At 66.6% G+C, this 18,572-nt stretch carries 19 protein-coding genes and 2 riboswitches; of the genes, 9 read left to right on the top strand and 10 right to left on the bottom strand.

The window, feature by feature from the left end; translation table 11 throughout:
- The first annotated feature begins 176 nt into the window (after nucleotides 1-176).
- Nucleotides 177-635 (top strand): hypothetical protein, encoded by a 459-nt coding sequence (locus CWS39_RS07160; protein WP_102142219.1) that lies wholly within the window; start codon nucleotides 177-179, stop codon nucleotides 633-635.
- On the opposite strand, the gene CWS39_RS07155 is transcribed toward CWS39_RS07160, so the two are convergent.
- On the bottom strand, nucleotides 632-1,837 hold the full coding sequence (locus CWS39_RS07155; protein WP_102142218.1) for an NADH:flavin oxidoreductase: 1,206 nt from the start codon (nucleotides 1,835-1,837) through the stop codon (nucleotides 632-634). The genes CWS39_RS07160 and CWS39_RS07155 overlap by 4 nt on opposite strands.
- A gap of 37 nt (nucleotides 1,838-1,874) precedes the next feature.
- Here CWS39_RS07155 and CWS39_RS07150 point away from each other — a divergent pair, with 37 nt between their 5' ends.
- Nucleotides 1,875-2,720, top strand: a complete 846-nt coding sequence (locus tag CWS39_RS07150; protein WP_102142313.1) for a bifunctional methylenetetrahydrofolate dehydrogenase/methenyltetrahydrofolate cyclohydrolase — start codon at nucleotides 1,875-1,877, stop codon at nucleotides 2,718-2,720.
- Nucleotides 2,717-3,010, top strand: coding sequence for a DUF3017 domain-containing protein (locus CWS39_RS07145; RefSeq protein WP_102142217.1), 294 nt, complete (start codon nucleotides 2,717-2,719; stop codon nucleotides 3,008-3,010). The genes CWS39_RS07150 and CWS39_RS07145 overlap by 4 nt, the downstream gene beginning before the upstream one ends.
- A gap of 72 nt (nucleotides 3,011-3,082) precedes the next feature.
- Here CWS39_RS07145 and erm read toward each other — a convergent pair whose 3' ends face one another.
- The 6 genes from erm to CWS39_RS07115 form a co-directional block, all read right to left on the bottom strand.
- On the bottom strand, nucleotides 3,083-3,856 hold the full coding sequence (erm, locus tag CWS39_RS07140; RefSeq protein WP_102142216.1) for a 23S ribosomal RNA methyltransferase Erm: 774 nt from the start codon (nucleotides 3,854-3,856) through the stop codon (nucleotides 3,083-3,085).
- A gap of 136 nt (nucleotides 3,857-3,992) precedes the next feature.
- The gene (locus CWS39_RS07135) at nucleotides 3,993-4,601 is read right to left on the bottom strand and encodes an ATPase (protein ID WP_102142215.1); all 609 of its coding nucleotides are present in this window, start codon (nucleotides 4,599-4,601) and stop codon (nucleotides 3,993-3,995) included.
- 16 nt (nucleotides 4,602-4,617) lie between these two features.
- Nucleotides 4,618-4,974 (bottom strand): type II toxin-antitoxin system Phd/YefM family antitoxin, encoded by a 357-nt coding sequence (locus tag CWS39_RS07130; protein WP_102142214.1) that lies wholly within the window; start codon nucleotides 4,972-4,974, stop codon nucleotides 4,618-4,620.
- A gap of 32 nt (nucleotides 4,975-5,006) precedes the next feature.
- A complete protein-coding gene (locus tag CWS39_RS07125; RefSeq protein ID WP_102142213.1) occupies nucleotides 5,007-5,732 on the bottom strand; it encodes a class I SAM-dependent methyltransferase in 726 nt (241 codons plus the stop codon).
- Nucleotides 5,729-6,853, bottom strand: a complete 1,125-nt coding sequence (gene metX / locus CWS39_RS07120) for a homoserine O-acetyltransferase MetX (protein ID WP_102142212.1) — start codon at nucleotides 6,851-6,853, stop codon at nucleotides 5,729-5,731. The genes CWS39_RS07125 and metX overlap by 4 nt, the downstream gene beginning before the upstream one ends.
- A complete protein-coding gene (locus tag CWS39_RS07115; protein WP_102142211.1) occupies nucleotides 6,853-8,184 on the bottom strand; it encodes a bifunctional o-acetylhomoserine/o-acetylserine sulfhydrylase in 1,332 nt (443 codons plus the stop codon). The genes metX and CWS39_RS07115 overlap by 1 nt, the downstream gene beginning before the upstream one ends.
- A gap of 45 nt (nucleotides 8,185-8,229) precedes the next feature.
- Nucleotides 8,230-8,348, bottom strand: a riboswitch (SAM riboswitch).
- 134 nt (nucleotides 8,349-8,482) lie between these two features.
- On the opposite strand from CWS39_RS07115, the gene CWS39_RS07110 reads away from it, so the two are divergent.
- Complete coding sequence (locus CWS39_RS07110) at nucleotides 8,483-10,732, top strand: NADP-dependent isocitrate dehydrogenase (RefSeq protein ID WP_102142312.1); 2,250 nt, start codon at nucleotides 8,483-8,485, stop codon at nucleotides 10,730-10,732.
- A 16-nt stretch (nucleotides 10,733-10,748) separates the two neighbouring features.
- Nucleotides 10,749-11,966 carry an NADP-dependent isocitrate dehydrogenase gene (locus CWS39_RS07105; RefSeq protein WP_431306092.1) on the top strand — a complete coding sequence of 406 codons (1,218 nt, stop codon included), beginning with the start codon at nucleotides 10,749-10,751 and terminating at the stop codon, nucleotides 11,964-11,966.
- Between the two features lie 4 nt (nucleotides 11,967-11,970).
- Here CWS39_RS07105 and CWS39_RS07100 read toward each other — a convergent pair whose 3' ends face one another.
- A complete protein-coding gene (locus CWS39_RS07100) occupies nucleotides 11,971-12,798 on the bottom strand; it encodes an alpha/beta fold hydrolase (RefSeq protein WP_102142311.1) in 828 nt (275 codons plus the stop codon).
- A gap of 45 nt (nucleotides 12,799-12,843) precedes the next feature.
- On the opposite strand from CWS39_RS07100, the gene CWS39_RS07095 reads away from it, so the two are divergent.
- Genes CWS39_RS07095 through yhjD form a run of 3 tightly spaced genes read left to right on the top strand, consistent with a single transcriptional unit; the run spans nucleotide 12,844 to nucleotide 15,708 of the window.
- Nucleotides 12,844-13,641, top strand: coding sequence for an exodeoxyribonuclease III (locus tag CWS39_RS07095; RefSeq protein WP_102142209.1), 798 nt, complete (start codon nucleotides 12,844-12,846; stop codon nucleotides 13,639-13,641).
- Nucleotides 13,642-13,656: 15 nt separating this feature from the next.
- Nucleotides 13,657-14,673, top strand: coding sequence for a tryptophan--tRNA ligase (gene trpS, locus CWS39_RS07090; RefSeq protein ID WP_102142208.1), 1,017 nt, complete (start codon nucleotides 13,657-13,659; stop codon nucleotides 14,671-14,673).
- 15 nt (nucleotides 14,674-14,688) lie between these two features.
- The gene (gene yhjD / locus CWS39_RS07085; RefSeq protein WP_102142207.1) at nucleotides 14,689-15,708 is read left to right on the top strand and encodes an inner membrane protein YhjD; all 1,020 of its coding nucleotides are present in this window, start codon (nucleotides 14,689-14,691) and stop codon (nucleotides 15,706-15,708) included.
- On the opposite strand, the gene CWS39_RS07080 is transcribed toward yhjD, so the two are convergent.
- Entirely contained in the window at nucleotides 15,702-16,019 is a 318-nt protein-coding gene (locus CWS39_RS07080; RefSeq protein ID WP_102142310.1) for a DMT family transporter, read from the bottom strand. The two genes, yhjD and CWS39_RS07080, sit on opposite strands and share 7 nt — an antisense overlap.
- Before the next feature lie 11 nt (nucleotides 16,020-16,030).
- Nucleotides 16,031-16,094, bottom strand: a riboswitch (guanidine-III (ykkC-III) riboswitch).
- A 61-nt stretch (nucleotides 16,095-16,155) separates the two neighbouring features.
- Here CWS39_RS07080 and CWS39_RS07075 point away from each other — a divergent pair.
- Nucleotides 16,156-16,998, top strand: coding sequence for a nitronate monooxygenase (locus CWS39_RS07075; protein ID WP_102142206.1), 843 nt, complete (start codon nucleotides 16,156-16,158; stop codon nucleotides 16,996-16,998).
- 4 nt (nucleotides 16,999-17,002) lie between these two features.
- On the opposite strand, the gene CWS39_RS07070 is transcribed toward CWS39_RS07075, so the two are convergent.
- Nucleotides 17,003-18,529: an HNH endonuclease signature motif containing protein gene (locus tag CWS39_RS07070; protein ID WP_102142205.1), complete on the bottom strand. Its 1,527-nt coding sequence runs from the start codon at nucleotides 18,527-18,529 to the stop codon at nucleotides 17,003-17,005.
- Between the last annotated feature and the right edge of the window lie 43 nt (nucleotides 18,530-18,572).

Below are 18,572 nucleotides of genomic sequence, written 5' to 3'. Positions count from 1 at the left end.
GCCACTCTATCGGCAGTTGACTCTGCGTTGAGGGTGCGGCGCACTCGGAGTTTTGCGCCATGGACGCAGAGCCAAAGCGGCAGGAGAGGGTCTCGGCGAGCTAACAATCCGGCCAACAATTTGACTGCGGCGTCAGTTGGGCGCGCAGTATCGCAGAGCTCATGGTGTGGTGGGGAATGCGGTCAAACACGGTCCTGCTCGCGGCGCTCATGTCATGCGCCGCAGCAATGCTGAACATGCCTCTCGCCGGCGCTGCGCCGGCCACCGACGACCGCGGCTACGTCGACTCCAGCGCTCGCTGCGCCGACACCGCGGTCGCGTACGGACACACCGCGGGCTCGCGTGTCGCGATATGCGAAGGTCCCGACGACACGCTCGAGTATCGCGGCGTGCGGCTGCGCGACGGGGCCAAACTCGTCGTCCCCGCGAAGCGGTCCGACGACGGCGCGTTCGTCGTCGAGAACGCCGGGATCACCTATTTGGTGACCGCGAAATCACTGGTCATCGCGGAGGGCGAACGGGTGATCCGTGAGGAGCCGATGGTCGACTTCCACCAGCCCGGCGCACCGAAGGCGCCGCCGCCCACGTCGACGACGCCCTTGCCGCCGCCGCTGCCGGCCGAGGCGGGCGGCTAGCTCGCGGGCACGTGATCCGGCGCGCCGGTCACCACGCAGTGGGTGTGGCTGTAGATGGTCGGCATGCACTGGTTGCAGTGTGTGCAGCGGGATCGCACCGACGCGTCGGCCTTGATCCGGTTGATCAGATCGGGCTCGGCCAGCAGCGCCCGGCCCATCGCGACGAAGTCGAAACCCTCGGCCATCGCGAGGTCCATCGTTTCTTTGTTGGTGATGCCGCCGAGCAGGATCAGCGGCATCGTCAACTCGGCCCGGAACTTCTTGGCGTCGCGCAGCAGATACGCCTCGCGATAGGGGTACTCGCGCAGGAACTTGCGGCCCATCATCCGCACCCCCCAGCGCATCGGCGGTTTGAACGCTCCCGCGAACTCCTTGACCGGCGCGTCGCCGCGGAACAAGTACATCGGGTTGACCAGCGAGCTGCCCGCGGTCAGTTCGATGGCGTCCAGACCGCCGTCCTCCTCGAGCCACTTCGCCGTCTGCAGCGACTCGTCGAGCGAGATGCCGCCGCGCACCCCGTCGGACATGTTGAGTTTCGCGGTCACCGCGATCTGGTCGTTGACCGCGCGGCGTACCGCCAGCACCATGCCGCGCGCCACTTTCGCGCGGTTCTCCAGTGATCCGCCGAACTCGTCGGTGCGCCGGTTGATCAACGGCGACAGGAACGAGCTGGCGAAATAGTTGTGGCCCAAATGGATTTCGACGGCGTCGAACCCAGCGTCGATCGCGATGCGGGCCGCGTTGGCGTGCGCTTCGATGACGTCGTCGATGTCGTCGCGGGTGGCCTTCTTCGCGAACTTCATCGCGATCGGGTTGAAGAACCGCACCGGGGCCAGGGCGGTGGCCTTGTTGGAGCGGGAGTCGGCGACGGGGCCGGCGTGGCCGATCTGCGCGCTGATCGCGGCGCCCTCGGCGTGGATCGCGTCGGTGAGCTTGCGCAGCCCGGGAACCGCTTCGGGCCGCATCCAGATCTGCTTGCCTTCGGTGCGCCCGCCAGGTGTCACGGCGCAGTAGGCGACGGTGGTCATGCCGACGCCGCCGGCCGCGGGCAGCCGGTGGTAGGTGATCAGGTCGTCGGTGACCAGCGCGTCCGGTGTGGATGCCTCGAAGGTCGCGGCCTTGATGATGCGGTTGCGCAGCGTTACCGGGCCGAGTTTGGCCCCACTGAAAACGTCAGTGAACACATTGGGCGCAGTGTTCATACGAAGAGCCTCCCACGGCCCTGTCAGAATGGGGCGCGTGGGTGCTATCACGCTGGACGGTAAGGCCACGCGCGACGAAATCTTCACCGATCTCTCCGAACGGGTCGCGGCGCTGACCGCCGCCGGGCGCACACCCGGGCTGGGCACCGTGCTGGTCGGTGACGACCCCGGGTCGCAGGCGTATGTGCGCGGCAAGCACGCCGACTGCGCGAAGGTGGGCATCACGTCGATCCGGCGGGATCTGCCTGCCGACATCAGCCAGGCCAAGCTTGACGAGACCATCGACGAGCTCAACGCCAACCCGGAGTGCACCGGCTACATCGTGCAGCTGCCGCTGCCCAAGCACCTCGACGAGAACGCGGCGCTGGAGCGCATCGACCCCGACAAGGACGCCGACGGCCTGCACCCGACCAATCTCGGTCGGCTGGTACTCAACGAGCCCGCACCGCTGCCGTGCACACCGCGCGGCATCGTGCACCTGCTGCGGCGCTACGACGTGGCGATCGCGGGAGCGCATGTGGTGGTGATCGGCCGCGGGATCACCGTCGGCCGGCCGTTGGGGCTGCTGCTCACCCGTCGCTCGGAGAACGCCACGGTGACGTTGTGCCACACCGGAACTCGCGACCTGCCGGCGTTGACCCGGCAGGCCGACATCATCGTCGCCGCAGCGGGTGTGCCGCACATGGTGACCGCGGAGATGGTGCGGCCCGGCGCGGCCGTCGTCGACGTCGGGGTGAGCAGGGTCGAGGGCAAGCTCACCGGCGACGTCCACCCCGACGTGTGGGAGGTTGCCGGCCACGTGTCGCCCAACCCCGGCGGGGTCGGGCCGCTGACGCGGGCGTTCCTGCTGACCAACGTCGTCGAGCGCGCGGAACGCACGTGAACGTTGGGGAGTTCACCCGCAAAGTGGTCACCGGCCAGTGGCCAATCCTGTTGGTGGGCTTGATCTTTATTTCGGCGTTCGGTTTGGTGATCACCGGCTACTGGCGCCGCGGCGCACTCGTGATCGGCATCGGGGTCGGGGTGGCGGCGGCGCTGCGGCTGGCGCTGGCCGACGACCGCGCCGGGCTGCTGGTGGTGCGCAGCAAGGGCATCGACTTCGCCACCACGGCGACGGTCAGCGCCGCGATGCTCTACATCGCCTGGACCATCGACCCTCTGGGTACCAGCTAGCTGCCCGACAACGTGGGCTCCCAGAACAACAGCCGCTTCACCCTGCGCTCCTTGCCACCTGGTCATTCGGTGTCACTCGGTATTCCGCGGATGGGGCCGTTGGTGAAAAACTTCGAACAGCGAGACCCACTGAACAGCCGTCAGATCCCGGGGCAGCGCGCGGGGCCGGATTCCGTTGTTGAGCAGCCACTGTCGCGGGATCCGGCGGCCGAGTATCTGCGCGATGCCATGGCCGCGTCCGGTGAACACCTGGTGCACCATCGCCTGGTAACGGCGGCGGTCGCGGTCGTCGACAAGCGGCTCGACCCGTCGGGTGATCGTCATCAGGCCGCCGTCCACGCTCGGCCGCGGCCGAAACGCGTCCGCGGAAACCTTTCGCGCCAAGGCGAATTCGAACCACGGCCACCACTGCGCGGTCATCAGGGTGGCACCACCGACCGCGGCACGACGCCGGGCGACTTCCCACTGCACCAGCAGCACGGCGTCGGTCCACCCGGGTGCGTGCAGGAGACGGCGCAGCATCGCCGTCGTCAGGTGGAACGGCAGATTGCCGACGACGACATGCGGCGCGTGCGGCAGTCGGTAGCGCAGGAAGTCCGCCTCGACCACGCGGGTCCGCCCGGCCGTGCGCCTCGCCAGCCGCGCCGCCCGTCGGCCGTCGAGCTCGATGGCCGTGATCGGCCGGCCGAGGCGCTGCATCGGCAGGGTCAGCGCGCCGTCGCCGGCGCCCACTTCGATGATGGGTCCCGTTGTGCGCGAGACGATGTCGACGATGTCGGCGATCACGCGACGGTCGCACAGGAAGTTCTGGCCGGTCTCATGCCGGCCGTGATGAGGGGAAGACACGACAACTCCGCGAGTAGCAGTGACAGCTGCTGCGGCGGCGGATGTGTCGTCGAGGAGCAGATCCGCCGCTAGGCGGTGCGCAACCTCATACCTGAGACCAACATGTCGGCGACGGTAACCAGCCCGGCGTTGGCGTTCAACTCATTTTCAGTGCCGCGGCGACGATCGGCTTCGCCCACGCCGGCGTGGCCGACAGGTCAGGCGGGCCGACGATGTCGCGGCGCACCACGTGCAGCACCAGGACTGGCTGCGGCGCTTGACCGGCGGAGGGGTCGGCCGGGGCGGAGTTGTCGTACACCCGCAGCTCGGTCAGCAGCGGCAACAGCCGCACCAGGTTCAAACGGCTGTGCCGCCACCGCCGCCGGATGTCGGCTTCGGGAATGTCGTGGCCGCCGGCGCGCACTCGCTGCTGCACGCGCTCGATGTGCGCCTCGGGGTTGGGCAGGCCGACGTAGAAGACCCGCACCTCGATGCCCTGCGATGCCGCCTGCGCCAGCAGCCCGGCCATCGTCGAGCCGCCGAGCGTCGTCTCGAACGCGAAGTCGAGCCCCTCGGCGATCGCCCGTTCGAGCAGTCGCTTGCCCTGGCGCCACGCGGCGGCGTTGGCCTGCACCTGATCGAGCCCGGGATTCGCGGCCATCAACGCCCGCGCCGTTTCGTCGGGGTTGTAGTAATCGGCGCCGGCCGCGCGAAACATCGCACCGCCGATGCTGCTCTTCCCGGCGCCGTTGACGCCGGCGAGCACATAGAGCCGCGGCAGGTCAGCCCCGCCGCTTCGGCCGCGCCGCCTTCACCGCGGCGCGGCCCAGCTGCTGCGGCGTCGCATCGAACGCGGCAGCCATGCCCGCCTTGGCCTTTGGGGTCTGCATGCGGGCCAGCAGCTCGTCGAACTCGTCGCTGAGCTCATCGAGCGCGGGCGCCCCCGCCTTCGTCAGCGCCTCGAACTCGGCGTAGGACAACAGCACCGCCTTCGGCGTGTTGTGCTTGGTGATCGCGACCGCACCGCCGAGCGCCGCCTGCTCCAGGACAGCGCCGAACTCGTTCTTGAAGCGGGTCGCGGCGACGGTCGGCACGTCGACCAGGTCGCCGTCACGGTTGCGGTACGTCAGCGTGGACATACGGCCATTCTAGCCATTTTGGCTATTTTGTCCTACGACAGCGTCGCCCGCATACACAAGGTGACGTACGGCAGCGCCAGCCCGCTGTTGTTGGCCAGGGCCGGATGCGTCGCAAGCAATTCCCGCACCTTGTCCAGCGTGCGGGTGCGCACCTCCGTCGGTGAGGTGATGCAGTAGCTGCGCGATGCAACCAGATCGATAAGCGCTTGCGGCGTCAGGTAATTCGTCCACTCGACCTGATGCTGCTCTAAACCCGTGAATGGTTCGGGCAGGGTGACCTCGTGGTCGGAGGCGTCGTCGTGGCCGATGATGCGGCCCAGCTCCTTCACCCAGCCCATTCGCTCGTCGCGGGTGTTCCACACCAGGCCCAACCGGCCGCCGGGCCGCAGCACGCGCGCCACTTCCTTGACCGCGCGGTCGCGATCGAACCAGTGCCACGCCTGTGCCACCAGCACCGCGTCCACGCTGTCGTCGGGCAGCGGAATCTCTTCTGCGGTGCCCAGCAGCGCCGGTGTATCCGGCAGCGACTGAGAGAGCACCTCGAGCATCTCCGGGATCGGATCAACCGCCACCACCGACAGCCCGCGCTCGACCAGGCGCGTGGTCAGCTTGCCGGTACCGGCGCCGAGATCGAGCACGTCGCGCGCATCCGGTGGCAGTAGCCAGTCGATGGCCTCCGGCGGATAGGACGGCCTGCCGCGCTCATATGCCGCGGCTTCCGCTCCGAACGACAATGACCGCTGCTGGCTCGAGGTCACCGCTCCGCTAACTCCAATGTCCGACGGATCAGCTTGCCGACCGCCTCCGTCTCGACCAGGAAGCCATCGTGGCCGTAGATCGAGTCGACGACGTTCAACTCGCTACAACCCGGCAACAGCTCCGCCAATTCCTCCTGCAGCCGCAGCGGGTAGAGCCGGTCCGACGTGATGCCCCCGACGATCGTCGGCACCGGACAACTCCGCAGCGCCGCCTCGATGCCGCCGCGCCCTCGGCCGACGTCATGACTCGACAGCGCCTCCGTCAGCGCGACGTAGGTGCCCGGGTCGAAGCGCGCCGCCAGCTTGGCGCCCTGATGCTCCAGGTAGCTCTGCACCGCGTAGCGGCCGCCATTGACCGGGTCCTCGTCGCCCTGCGGGGAGTTGCCGAACCGGGAGTCCAGCTCCTCCTCGCCGCGATATGTCAGGTGCGCGAACCGGCGCGCGATCTCCATCCCCAGATACGGGGCGCGGCCGGTGCCGTAGTAGTCGCCGCCCTGCCAGTCCGGATCGGATTTGATCGCGGCCACTTGCGTGCTCTGCGTGCCGATCTGATCGGCCGTGGCCCGAGCCCCGACCGCCAACACCAGCGCGGCCCGCACGCGATCGGGGTAGCCGATCATCCATTCCAGTGCTCGCGCACCGCCCAGCGATCCGCCGACCACCGCGGCCACGTCGGTGATGCCGAAAGCCTTGAGGGCGGCCACATCAGCTTCCACCTGGTCGCGCACCGTCACGAGCGGAAACCGTGAGCCCCAAGGCTTTCCGTCCGGTGCGATCGAGCTCGGGCCGGTGGACCCGCGGCAGCCGCCGAGGATGTTGGTGGCGATCGCGCACCACCGCGTGGTGTCGATCGGCGCGCCAGGGCCTGCCACGCCGTCCCACCATCCCGGTGTCGGGTGATCGGGTCCGGCGGGACCGGTGATGTGCGAGTCACCGGTCAGCGCGTGCAGCACCACCACCACGTTGTCGCGGTTGGGCGACAGCTCGCCCCACCGCTGCACCGCGATGGAGACCTCTGGCAGCACGGCGCCGTTCTCCAGCGTCAGCGGGCCGATGTCGACGACGCCGATCTCGCCTTCGGCGGGCAAGCTCAATCTGGGAGACACGTCGAAGACCGTCATCAGAACGACGCCACCGTCTGCGGATCCTGGGTTGCCGAACTGAACGGCTTGGCTGCGGCGAAGCCCTGCTCGAGGTCGGCCAGGATGTCGTCGATGCCCTCGATACCGACCGCGAGCCGCACCAGGCCGGGCGTGACGCCGGTGGCCAGCTGCTCTTCGGGGGATAGCTGCGAGTGCGTCGTCGACGCCGGATGAATGACCAGCGAGCGGACGTCGCCGATGTTGGCGACATGGCTGTGCAATGTCAGCGCGTTGACGAACGCCTTGCCCGCCTCCACGCCGCCGGCCAACTCGAACGCCAGCACCGCGCCGGTTCCCTTGGGGGCCAACTTGCGTCCCAGCTCGTACCACGGCGACGTGGGCAGACCGGCATAGTTCACCGACACCACGTCGGGATGTCCGGCCAGATACTCGGCGACGCGCTGCGCATTGGCCACGTGCCGCTCAACGCGCAGGCTCAGCGTTTCCAATCCCTGCGCGATCAAGAACGCGTTGAACGGTGAGGCCGCCGCACCCACATCGCGGAGCAGCTGCACCCGGGCCTTCAATGCGAACGCGGGCGGACCGAGTTCGGCGTACACCACGCCGTGATAGCTCGGGTCGGGTGTGGTGAAGCCGGGGAAGCGCCCGTTGGTCCAGTCGAACGTGCCGCCGTCGACGATTACGCCGGCGATCGCGGCGCCGTGACCGCCCAGGTACTTCGTCGCCGAGTGCACCACGATGTCGGCGCCGTGGCTGATCGGCTGGATCAGGTACGGGGTGGCGACGGTGTTGTCGACGATCAACGGCACCCCGGCCTCATGGGCCACCGCGGCGACGTTCGGGATGTCGAGGATGTCGTTCTGCGGGTTGGAGATCGTCTCGCCGAAGAACGCCTTGGTGTTCGGCTGCACGGCCGCGCGCCACGAGTCCAGGTCGTCGGGGTTCTCCACGAAGCTGACCTCGATGCCCAGCTTGGGCAGCGTGTAGTGGAACAGGTTGTACGTGCCGCCGTAGAGCCGGGGGCTCGAGACGATGTGGTCGCCCGCCGAGGCCAGGTTGAGGATCGCGAACGTCTCCGCAGCCTGGCCCGACGCGACGAACAACGCGGCGACGCCGCCTTCGAGCGCCGCGATGCGCTGCTCGACCACGTCCTGCGTCGGGTTCATGATCCGGGTGTAGATGTTGCCGGGCTCCGTCAGCCCGAACAGCGCGGCCGCGTGATCGGTGCTGTTGAAGGTGTACGACGTCGTCTGATAGATCGGTAGCGCCCGGGCATTGGTGGCGCTATCGGGCGTCTGACCAGCGTGGACCTGTTTGGTCTCGAACGCCCACTGTTCTGGCGTGCTCATGCGAAACGGACCTCCGTCTGTCTTCTCTGGGGGCCCGTCACAACGGACCCGCGCTTGCCGGCAGCCGTCAACGGCTACTCAACCTGGTCATCACCCGGGGCACCCCACCGCGGTTGGAGGGTTGCCGGCCAGCAAGCCGGGGCTTGACGCTGGCGCTCATGACCGACCAGCAGAATATCGCACGCCGTGGAACACATGCCACTCGGTTGTGTCGGCCAGCCCGCCACTGGCGCACGATCCACGACTAACGTGGCGGGCGACACGCGAAGAAATTCTCACCATGACGCCGGGAGACACGATGAATGCCGAGCAGCCGTCCATCATCTACACGCTGACCGACGAAGCGCCGCTGCTTGCGACGTACAGCTTTCTGCCGATCATTCGCACCTTCACCGAACCGGCCGGCATCGACATCAAGACCAGCGACATCTCGGTGGCGGCCCGGATCCTGGCCGAGTTCTCCGATTACCTGACCGACGAGCAGAAGGTGCCGGACAACCTGGGCGAGCTGGGCCGGCTGACCCAGTCGCCCGACGCCAACATCATCAAGCTGCCCAACATCAGCGCGTCGGTGCCGCAGCTGCGCGCCGCGATCTCCGAGTTGCAGGAGAAGGGTTACGCGGTTCCCGACTACCCGGCGGAGCCGAAGACCGACGAAGAAAAGGTGATCAAGGAACGCTACGGCAAGGTGCTCGGTAGCGCCGTGAATCCGGTTCTGCGGGAGGGAAATTCGGACCGCCGCGCCCCGAAGGCGGTCAAGGAGTATGCGCGCAAGCACCCGCACAGCATGGGTGAGTGGTCCCAGGCGTCGCGCACCCACGTGGCGACCATGAAGCACGGCGACTTCTACCACGGCGAGAAGTCGATGACGCTGGACCGCGCGCGCAACGTCCGGATGGAACTGAAGACCAAACAAGGCGGCGAGCCCGGCAAGATCGTAGTGCTCAAGCCCGAGGTGAAGCTGGACGAGGGCGACATCATCGAGAGCATGTACATGAGCAAAAAGGCTCTGTGCGACTTCTTCGAAGAGCAGATCCAGGACGCCTACGAGACCGGCGTGATGTTTTCGCTGCACGTCAAGGCCACGATGATGAAGGTCAGCCATCCCATCGTGTTCGGCCACTGCGTGAAGGTGTTCTACAAGGAGGCCTTCGAGAAGCACCAGAAGGTGCTCGACGAACTGGGTGTCAACGTCAACAACGGAATGTCGGACCTCTACAACAAGATCGAGGCGCTGCCGGCGACGCAACGCGAAGAGATCATCCGAGACATTCATGCGGTCCACGAACACCGCCCGGAGTTGGCCATGGTGGACTCGGCACGCGGCATCACGAACTTCCATTCGCCCAGCGACGTCATCGTGGACGCGTCGATGCCCGCGATGATCCGCGCCGGCGGCAAGATGTACGGCGCCGACGGAAAACTCAAGGACACCAAGGCCGTCAACCCCGAGTCGACCTTCTCCCGGATCTACCAGGAGATGGTGGACTTCTGTAAGACGCACGGCCAGTTCGATCCGACGACCATGGGCACCGTTCCGAACGTCGGCCTGATGGCGCAGAAGGCCGAGGAGTACGGGTCGCACGACAAGACGTTCGAGATTCCCGAGGACGGGGTCGCCGACATCGTCGACATCGACACCGGCGAGGTGCTGATGTCGCAGAACGTCGAGGAAGGCGACATCTGGCGCATGCCCGTCACCAAGGACGCCGCGATCCGCGACTGGGTGAAGCTGGCCGTCACGCGCGCGCGGGCGTCGGGAATGACCGCGCTGTTCTGGCTGGACACCGAGCGCCCGCACGAGGTCGAGCTACGCAAGAAGGTCAAGGCATACCTCAAGGAGCACGACACCGAGGGCCTGCACATCCAGATCATGCCGCAGGTCTGGGCCATGCGGTACACGCTCGAACGGCTGATCCGCGGGCAGGACACCATCGCCGTCACCGGAAACATCTTGCGCGACTACCTGACTGACCTGTTCCCGATCCTGGAACTGGGCACCAGCGCCAAGATGCTGTCGATCGTGCCGTTGATGGCCGGCGGCGGCATGTACGAAACCGGTGCGGGCGGTTCGGCGCCCAAGCATGTTCATCAGCTGGTCGAGGAGAACCATCTGCGCTGGGATTCGCTGGGCGAATTCCTCGCGCTGGGCGCCTGCTTCGAGGACTTGGGCAGAAAGACGGGCAACGATCGGGCCGAACTTCTCGGCAAGACGTTGGACGGCGCGATCGGCAAGCTGCTGGAGAACGACAAGGGCCCGTCACGCAAGACCGGTGAGCTCGACAATCGCGGCAGCCAGTTCTATCTCGCCCTGTACTGGGCGCAGGAACTCGCCGAGCAGACCGAGGACAAGGAGCTTGCCGGCCGGTTCGCCGCGCTGGCCAAGACGCTGGCCGAGAACGAGGACACCATCATCTCCGAACTCACTGGGGTACAAGGCAAGTCGGTGGACATCGGCGGCTACTACTACCCCGATCCCGAGAAGACCACGGCGGTGATGCGGCCCAGCAAGACGTTCAACGAGATCCTGGAGTCAGCACGCGCCTGACGTCGGGGTGGCGAATATGGCCAAGGTCAAGGTCGACGGTACGGTCGTAGAACTCGATGGCGACGAGATGACGCGTATCATCTGGAAGCTCATCAAAGAGACGTTCATCTACCCGTACCTCGACATCGAGCTCGACTACTACGACCTGGGCATCGAGCACCGCGACGCCACCGACGACCGGGTGACCGTCGACGCCGCCAACGCCATCAAACGCCACGGCGTCGGCGTCAAATGCGCGACCATCACCCCCGACGAGGCCCGCGTCAAGGAGTTCAACCTCAAGAAAATGTGGCTGTCGCCCAACGGGACGATCCGAAACATCTTGGGCGGCACCATCTTCCGCGCGCCGATCGTGATCAAGAATGTGCCGCGGCTGGTTCCTGGCTGGACCAAGCCAATCATCATCGGCCGTCACGCGTTCGGCGACCAGTACCGTGCCGACAATTTCAAGGTTGACAAACCCGGCACGTTCACCGTCACCTTCACGCCCGACGACGGTAGCGAGCCGATCGTGCACGAGGTCGTCAACATCCCCGAGGGCGGCGGCGTGATGATGGGGATGTACAACTTCAAAAAGTCCATTCAGGACTTCGCCCGGTCGACGTTCAACTATGGGCTGCAACAGAATTACCCCGTCTACCTGTCGACGAAGAACACCATCCTCAAGGGCTACGACGGGATGTTCAAAGACGAGTTCCAGCGCATCTTCGATGAGGAATACAAGCAACAGTTCGACGCGGCCGGGCTGACGTACGAGCATCGGCTGATCGACGACATGGTGGCCTCCTGCCTGAAGTGGGAGGGCGGCTACGTGTGGGCGTGCAAGAACTACGACGGCGACGTGCAGTCCGACCTCGTCGCGCAGGGCTACGGCTCACTGGGCCTGATGACGTCGGTGCTGATGACCCCGGACGGTAAGACCGTCGAGGCCGAGGCTGCGCACGGCACCGTGACGCGGCATTACCGGCAGTACCAGCAGGGCAAGCCGACGTCGACCAATCCGATCGCGTCGATCTTCGCGTGGACGCGCGCGCTGCAACACCGCGGCAAGCTGGACAACACGCCGGACGTCGTCGCGTTCGCCCACACCCTCGAGGAGAGCGTCATCAGCACCGTCGAGAGCGGTCAGATGACCAAGGATCTCGCGTTGCTGATCGGCGAGGAGCAGCCGTGGCAGACCAGCGAGGAGTTCCTCGACACCATCGCCGGCACCTTCAAGAAGGCGCTGGACTAGGGGGTCAGCCGATGGCGCGTTTCGGGCCGGCGTATTGATCGACGAAGTCGATGATCAACTCGCTGATCCGGCCCGGCGCCTCGAACATCGGCACGTGCCCGACGCCGTCGAGATGCGTCACCTTGGTGTTCGGCGGCAGGTGCGTGGTGAAGTGGCGGGTGAACCGCGGATGCGGCAACACCCGGTCCTTTTCACAGATGACCAGATGCGTCGGCGTGCGGCTGTCGGCCAGTTCCAGCAGGCCGGGCAGACGCAGCGCCTTCACCAGCATCTGGTAGTAGGCGGGGCAGTGGGCGACGTCGTCAAGCACGTCGCGCAGGTCCGGGTCGGACAGGCCGTCGGGTTTGGCACTGATCGGCAGGTACGCCAGCCGCCGGGTGATTGGCAGCTTCATGACCCGCTGGCCCAGCAGCATTGTCACCAGCCACAGCGGCATGCCGGCCAGGAACTTGCCGATGATCTCGAACTTGGCCGGGGCGAACTGCGTCCAGCCGCCGGCCGGTGCGATGCCGGTCAAAGTGCGGGCCCGTCCCCGTCGCTCCAACTCGAACGCAACCCAGCCGCCCAGCGAGTTGCCGACGATGTGCGCGGTGCCCCAGCCCAGCGCGTCGAGACGGCGCTCGATGTCGTCGGCCAGCGAGCCCGAGTCGAGGAACAGCGGGCCCCGCGGGCCGCCGTTGTGGCCGGCCATGGTGGGGGCGAACACCTCGTAGCGGCCGGTTTCGGCGAGCTGGGGCGCGACATACTTCCAGACGCTCTGCGAGAGGATGAACGGGTGCAGCAGCAGGATCGGTTCACCGGAGCCGAGGTGGATCGGTGCGCGTTCGGTCATGCTGCCCGACATTAAGGCGATACCGCCGGTACCGCAAGGAGCCCTGTGATCATCAGCACCATCAACGTCAACGGCATCCGGACCGCCATCAAGCAACGGTCGTCGGAGAACCGGGGTTTGTTGGCGTGGCTGGCGCAGACCGACGCCGACGTGGTGTGCCTGCAGGAGACCCGCGCGTCGGACGACCAGTTGGCTGCTGCTGTGGCGCCCGCGGTGGCCGACGGCTGGCACCTGGCTGCGGCGTGTGCGCAGCTGAGGGGTCGCAACGGGGTGGCGGTGCTCTCTCGGCGACCGATTGATGCGGTGCGCGTCGGATTTGGTGACGACGAATTTGCTTCGCACGGAAGGTATTTGGAGGTGGACGTGGCCGGGTTGACGGTGGCCAGTGTCTACGTCCACACCGGTGAGGCGGGCACCGAGCGGCAGCTGGAGAAGGAGCGGTTTCTGACCGGGCTGGCGTCGCGAATGACGGCGCTGGCTTCGGACCGCGACGCCGTCGTATGCGGCGATTGGAACATCGCCCATACGGAACACGACATCAAGAATTGGCGCGGGAACGTCAAAAAGTCCGGGTTCCTGCCCAGCGAGCGGCAGTGGCTGTCGGATCTGCTGGCGTCCGGCTGGGTCGAGGTGATGCGCGTCATGCATCCGGACCAGCCGGGGCCGTACTCCTGGTGGAGTTGGCGGGGGCGGGCATTCGACAACGATGCCGGCTGGCGCATCGACTATCAGCTGGCCAACCGGCGGTTGGCGGCGCGTGTCGTGTCCGCGCGGGTGGAGAGGCCCGAGGCGTACGCGCTGCGCTGGTCGGACCACGCCCCCGTCACCGTCAAGTACGCATGAAAAGATCGAGACATCATGAGTGACAGCACCCGAGCCCGCGTCTTCTCCGGCGCGCAACCGACCTCCGACTCGCTGCATCTGGGCAATGCGTTGGGGGCGGTCACGCACTGGGCGGAGCTGCAGGACGACTACGACGCGTTCTTCTGTGTGGTCGACCTGCACGCCATCACCATTCCGCAGGATCCGGACACGCTGCGGCGCCGCACGCTGGTGACCGCCGCGCAGTACCTGGCGCTGGGCATCGACCCCGCGCGCAGCACCGTCTTTGTGCAGAGCCACGTGCCCGCCCACACCGAATTGGCTTGGGTACTGGGCTGTTTCACCGGTTTCGGGCAGGCCTCGCGGATGACGCAGTTCAAGGACAAGTCGCAGAAGCAGGGCGCCGAGGCGACCACCGTCGGCCTGTTCACCTATCCGGTGCTGATGGCCGCCGACGTGCTGCTCTACGACACCGATCTGGTGCCCGTCGGCGAGGATCAGCGTCAGCACCTGGAGTTGGCCCGCGATGTGGCACAGCGGTTCAACGCCCGCTTCCCCGACACGTTCGTCATCCCCGAGGTGATGATCCCCAAGGCCACCGCCAAGATCTACGACCTGCAGGACCCGGTATCGAAGATGAGCAAGTCGGCGGCCACCGAGGCCGGGCTGATCAGCCTGCTCGACGACCCGAAGGCGTCGGCCAAGAAGATTCGCTCCGCGGTCACCGACAGCGAACGCGAGATCCGCTTCGATCCCGAGGCCAAGCCCGGGGTGTCGAACCTGCTGACCATCCAGTCGGCGGTCACCGGCACCGACATCGACAAACTGGTCGAGGGCTACGCCGGGCGTGGCTACGGCGATCTGAAGAAGGACACCGCCGAAGCCGTCGTCGAATTCGTCACGCCGATCAAGGCGCGAGTCGACGAGCTGCTCGCGGATCCGGCCGAACTCGAGGGCATTCTGGCGCGCGGTGCGGAGCGGGCGCGCGACGTGTCTGCCAAGACGTTGAAGCGGGTATACGACCGGTTAGGGTTCTTGCAGCAACGTTCATGAGCGCGGGAGGCTGGTATGACGGAACCGGCCAAACCAGGTCTGCTCGATCGTTTGCGGACCCGCTTCGGCTGGTTCGACCGGGTGATGCGGGCGCAGGAGCGCTACGACGATGCCAAGGGCAACTTCTACGCCGCGGGCATCACCTACTTCACGATCTTCGCGTTGTTCCCACTGCTGATGGTGGGGTTTTCCGTCGGTGGCTTCGTGCTGGCGGGGCGACCCGAGCTGATGGCCGACATCGAGTCGCGCATCCGGTCCACGGTCTCCGGTGATTTCGGCCAGCAACTCGTCAAGCTGATGGATTCGGCGATCGATTCGCGCGGCACCGTGGGAGTCATCGGGTTGGCGGTGGCGGCGTGGGCCGGGCTGGGCTGGATGGCCAACCTGCGTGAGGCGTTGAGCCAGATGTGGCTGCAACGCCATGAGCCTGTCGGGTTTGTGCGCACCAAGCTGTCCGATCTTCTGGCGCTGGTGTCGACGTTCTTGGCGTTGGTGCTCACCATCGCGCTGACGGCGCTGGGCGATCCCGATCTCATGTCCGCGGTGCTGAGATGGTTTGGGGTGCAAGACTTCTCGGCGTTGGCCGTGGTTCTGCGGATTGCGTCGCTGGTGATGTCGTTCGTGGTGTCGTGGCTGCTGTTCACGTGGATGATCGCCCGGCTGCCACGCGAGTCGGTGAGTTTCGTCAGCGCGATCCGCGCAGGGCTGCTGGCGGCGGTGGGTTTCGAGATCTTCAAGCAGGTGGCGTCGCTCTACCTGCAGAGCGTGGTGACCGGCCCGGCCGGCGCGACGTTCGGGCCGGTGCTGGGCATCATGGTGTTTGCGTACATCACCGCGCGGCTGGTGCTGTTTGCGACGGCGTGGGCTGCGACGTCGGCCGAAAACCTTGCTGCCGCACCGGTTGAACCGCCCGCGCCGGCGCAGATCACGGTGCAGGTGCGCCAACGGCCGGCCGTGTCAGGCGCCCTGGCGGGGGCTGCCATGGGAGCGCTTGGTGCGCTGGGCCTTTCGCGGCTGACCAAGCGCCGTCAGTGACTGACCAATTTCAGGCCGACGATGCAGCCGACCACCCCAAGCATCAGCAAAACCTTGACCAGTGACGCCGATTCGGCGCCGGTAGCCATCGCGTAGGCCACGGTGAGCACCGCGCCGATGCCCACCCACACCGCGTAACTCGTGCCGACGGGCAGGGTACGCATCGCGACGGCGAGCCCGATCATCGACAGGATCAGGGCAACTCCGAACACCACTGACGGCATTAGTCGGGTGAAGCCGTCGGACTTGCTCAGCGCCGTTGCCCACACCGCTTCGAGGACGCCGGACACGACGAGAATGAGCCAAGCCATCATGCACCTCCGTGGCACCGTCTTGTCGCTGTCCGGGTACGGTGCGCCTCGTCCGGGGTCATGTGCTGACAACTCCCACGGTAGCAAAGCCGTAACATCGCTGGCTGTGACGGTGGCAACCGCGTGGTGCCGGGCGATGGGCATCGATGTGCCTCTCGTGAACGCCCCGATGGGCGGCGCGGCCGGGGGAGCGCTGGCGGCCGCGGTGTCGCGGGCGGGCGGGCTCGGCATGATCGGCATGGGCAGTTCGGCGACGGCGTCTCAGCTGACGGCGGAGCTGGCGCACGTCGCCGACTTGGGGCGCCCGTTCGGGATTGGCTTGGTGCACTGGGTGATGTCGGAGCGTCCCGAACTGTTCGAGGTGGCGCTGGACGCTCGGCCGGCGCTGCTGTCGGTGAGCTTCGGCGACGACTGGGCCTGGGTATCGCGTGCGCATGATGCGCGCGTCAGGGTGGTGACGCAGGTGGCGACGGTCGATGCCGCACGACGGGCCGTCGATGCCGGCGTCGACGTGCTGGTGGCCCGCGGCCTGGAAGGAGGCGGGCACGGCGAACCCCGTGTCGGCACACTGCCGTTGCTGTGCGAAGTGCTTGACGCGGTTGACGTTCCGGTGCTCGCGGGGGGTGGGATCGCCTCTGCGCGGGGGCTGGCTGCGGTGTTGGCAGCGGGGGCGTCGGCGGCCTGGCTGGGCACCGTCTTCACCACGTGTACGGAAGCGTTGACGCCGCCCGAGGCGCGCTCGGCTGTCTTGGCCGCTGACGGGGACTCCACGATGACCACCCGGGCATTCGACATCGAGCAGGGATACCATTGGCCCCCAACGATTCCCGAACGCGTATTACGCGACTCCTCCAGAGAGCCGACGCGCGTCAACGCCGGACAGGGCGTCGGCATGGTCGTCGACACCCGTCCGGTCGCAGAGGTCATTGCACAATTGAACGACGGCGCAGGGGAACTACTGCGGCGCTGGAATCACTAACGGATCAGAACGGCGGCGGGTCATCGTCGTCGTTGCCGGGTGGGTGCGGGCCGAACAGTAAGGCTCTGTGAGCTTCTCGCGCGGCTTCGCGGGCACGTTGGTTTTGCTTGCGTTCGGCGGCGATGTACGCGGCCCGGTTTTGCGCGTAGGTGCGACGGCGTTTGGGCATCATCGCGGTGCGCTCACCACAGCGGTCATCGACTACCCCTGTGGGAAGAGCGATTTCACCCGTCGGCTTGCAGAGGCCTGGGAACAACATCGCCGAACCCGGTGTGGTGACATAGGTTTCCCCCAACGGGGAGGTCACTATGACGGTGCCGTCGCGCAATTGTTGATCGCGCCAACCGCAGAACGTTTTCATCAAATGATGTAGGCGGCAATAACATTTCAAGTTCGACGCGTGAGTCGGTCCGCCCTTGTTGTAGGGGATCGTATGGTCCAAATCGCAGTCCACGGCCGGATGCTCGCAGCCGGGCCACCGGCAGGTGATGTCGCGGCAGCGGACGAAATCGGCCAACGCCTTCGACGGGGTGTAGCCAGGTTCGGGCGGTGCATCTTCTGGATGAATCAGCGGTACCACCTTGGCCGACTTGGCCAGTTCGCTTACCAGTTCGGCTGGGAACGTCCAGTCACAGTCGATGGTCGCGGCAGGCGCGTCATCAGTGCCATCGACGGTGCCTTGATCGGCGACCACGTAGATCACCGCCGGGCTCGCCGCCGGCTTGGCCCCCGCCGCACAATCGGCGCGACCGCATTCACAGGCCAGCCGATCGCTACCGGCTGCCAGCGCGCCCATGGCGTCGGCGCGGCGCTGGGTCTTGGTGCGTGGATCCTCGCGACACACTGTGGCGGCCAACGCATCGAGGCGCTTGTCGAGGGCCTGCCCATCCAGGCTGCGCAGCCACCCGCGGATCTCGGCGACGCCGTCGCCGCTGTCCCAAATGTCGACGGCGCGCTTGCGGATCTTGTCCTTACGTCGCCGCACCGCATCGCGGTCGTGGCGGGCCACGATCTTGTCCACCCGTGCCGAGAGCTGTCCCTGTGAAAGCGATCCCCAGCGGGGCACCTTCCTCGCCAGTTCGGCATCGACGGCGGCCAGGATGTCGCGGTCGACGATCAGATCGGTGCGGTACACGATCGTGGCGAACCGGGAAAAGTCCAATTCTCCGGCGCGGAACAACCGACCCACCTGCGGTAGCCGCTCGCGTAACGCCAGCCCGTAGTCGAGTGAACTGAGCGCCAGGCCACGGCTGATGTTCAGCGCGGCGGCCACCTCGGCGGAGACGGATTCTCTGAGATTGACGATCCACTCCTCATTGCCGCCCACGTTGCGCAGCCGCAGCGCATACAACTCCGCGACGCCGTCGAACCGCGCGGCGGCCGCCCGGTTCTCCGCACGCGAAGCTTCGCAGATCCGCTCCACCAGGGCATTCGACTCAGGGGTCTCCGTCGGGCAACTGGCCTCGAACCCCTCCTCTAGCCGGGCAATCGACTCCGGCGAAGGCACCTTCGGCCGACCATGTTCGAACATATGTTCGATATTGCCACGCCCCACCGACAAGTCGTCTTGCCGC

It is taken from the genome of Mycobacterium hubeiense, from assembly GCF_002838065.1.
GTDB lineage: Bacteria > Actinomycetota > Actinomycetes > Mycobacteriales > Mycobacteriaceae > Mycobacterium > Mycobacterium hubeiense.
This window is presented reverse-complemented; position numbering and strand designations above follow the sequence as displayed.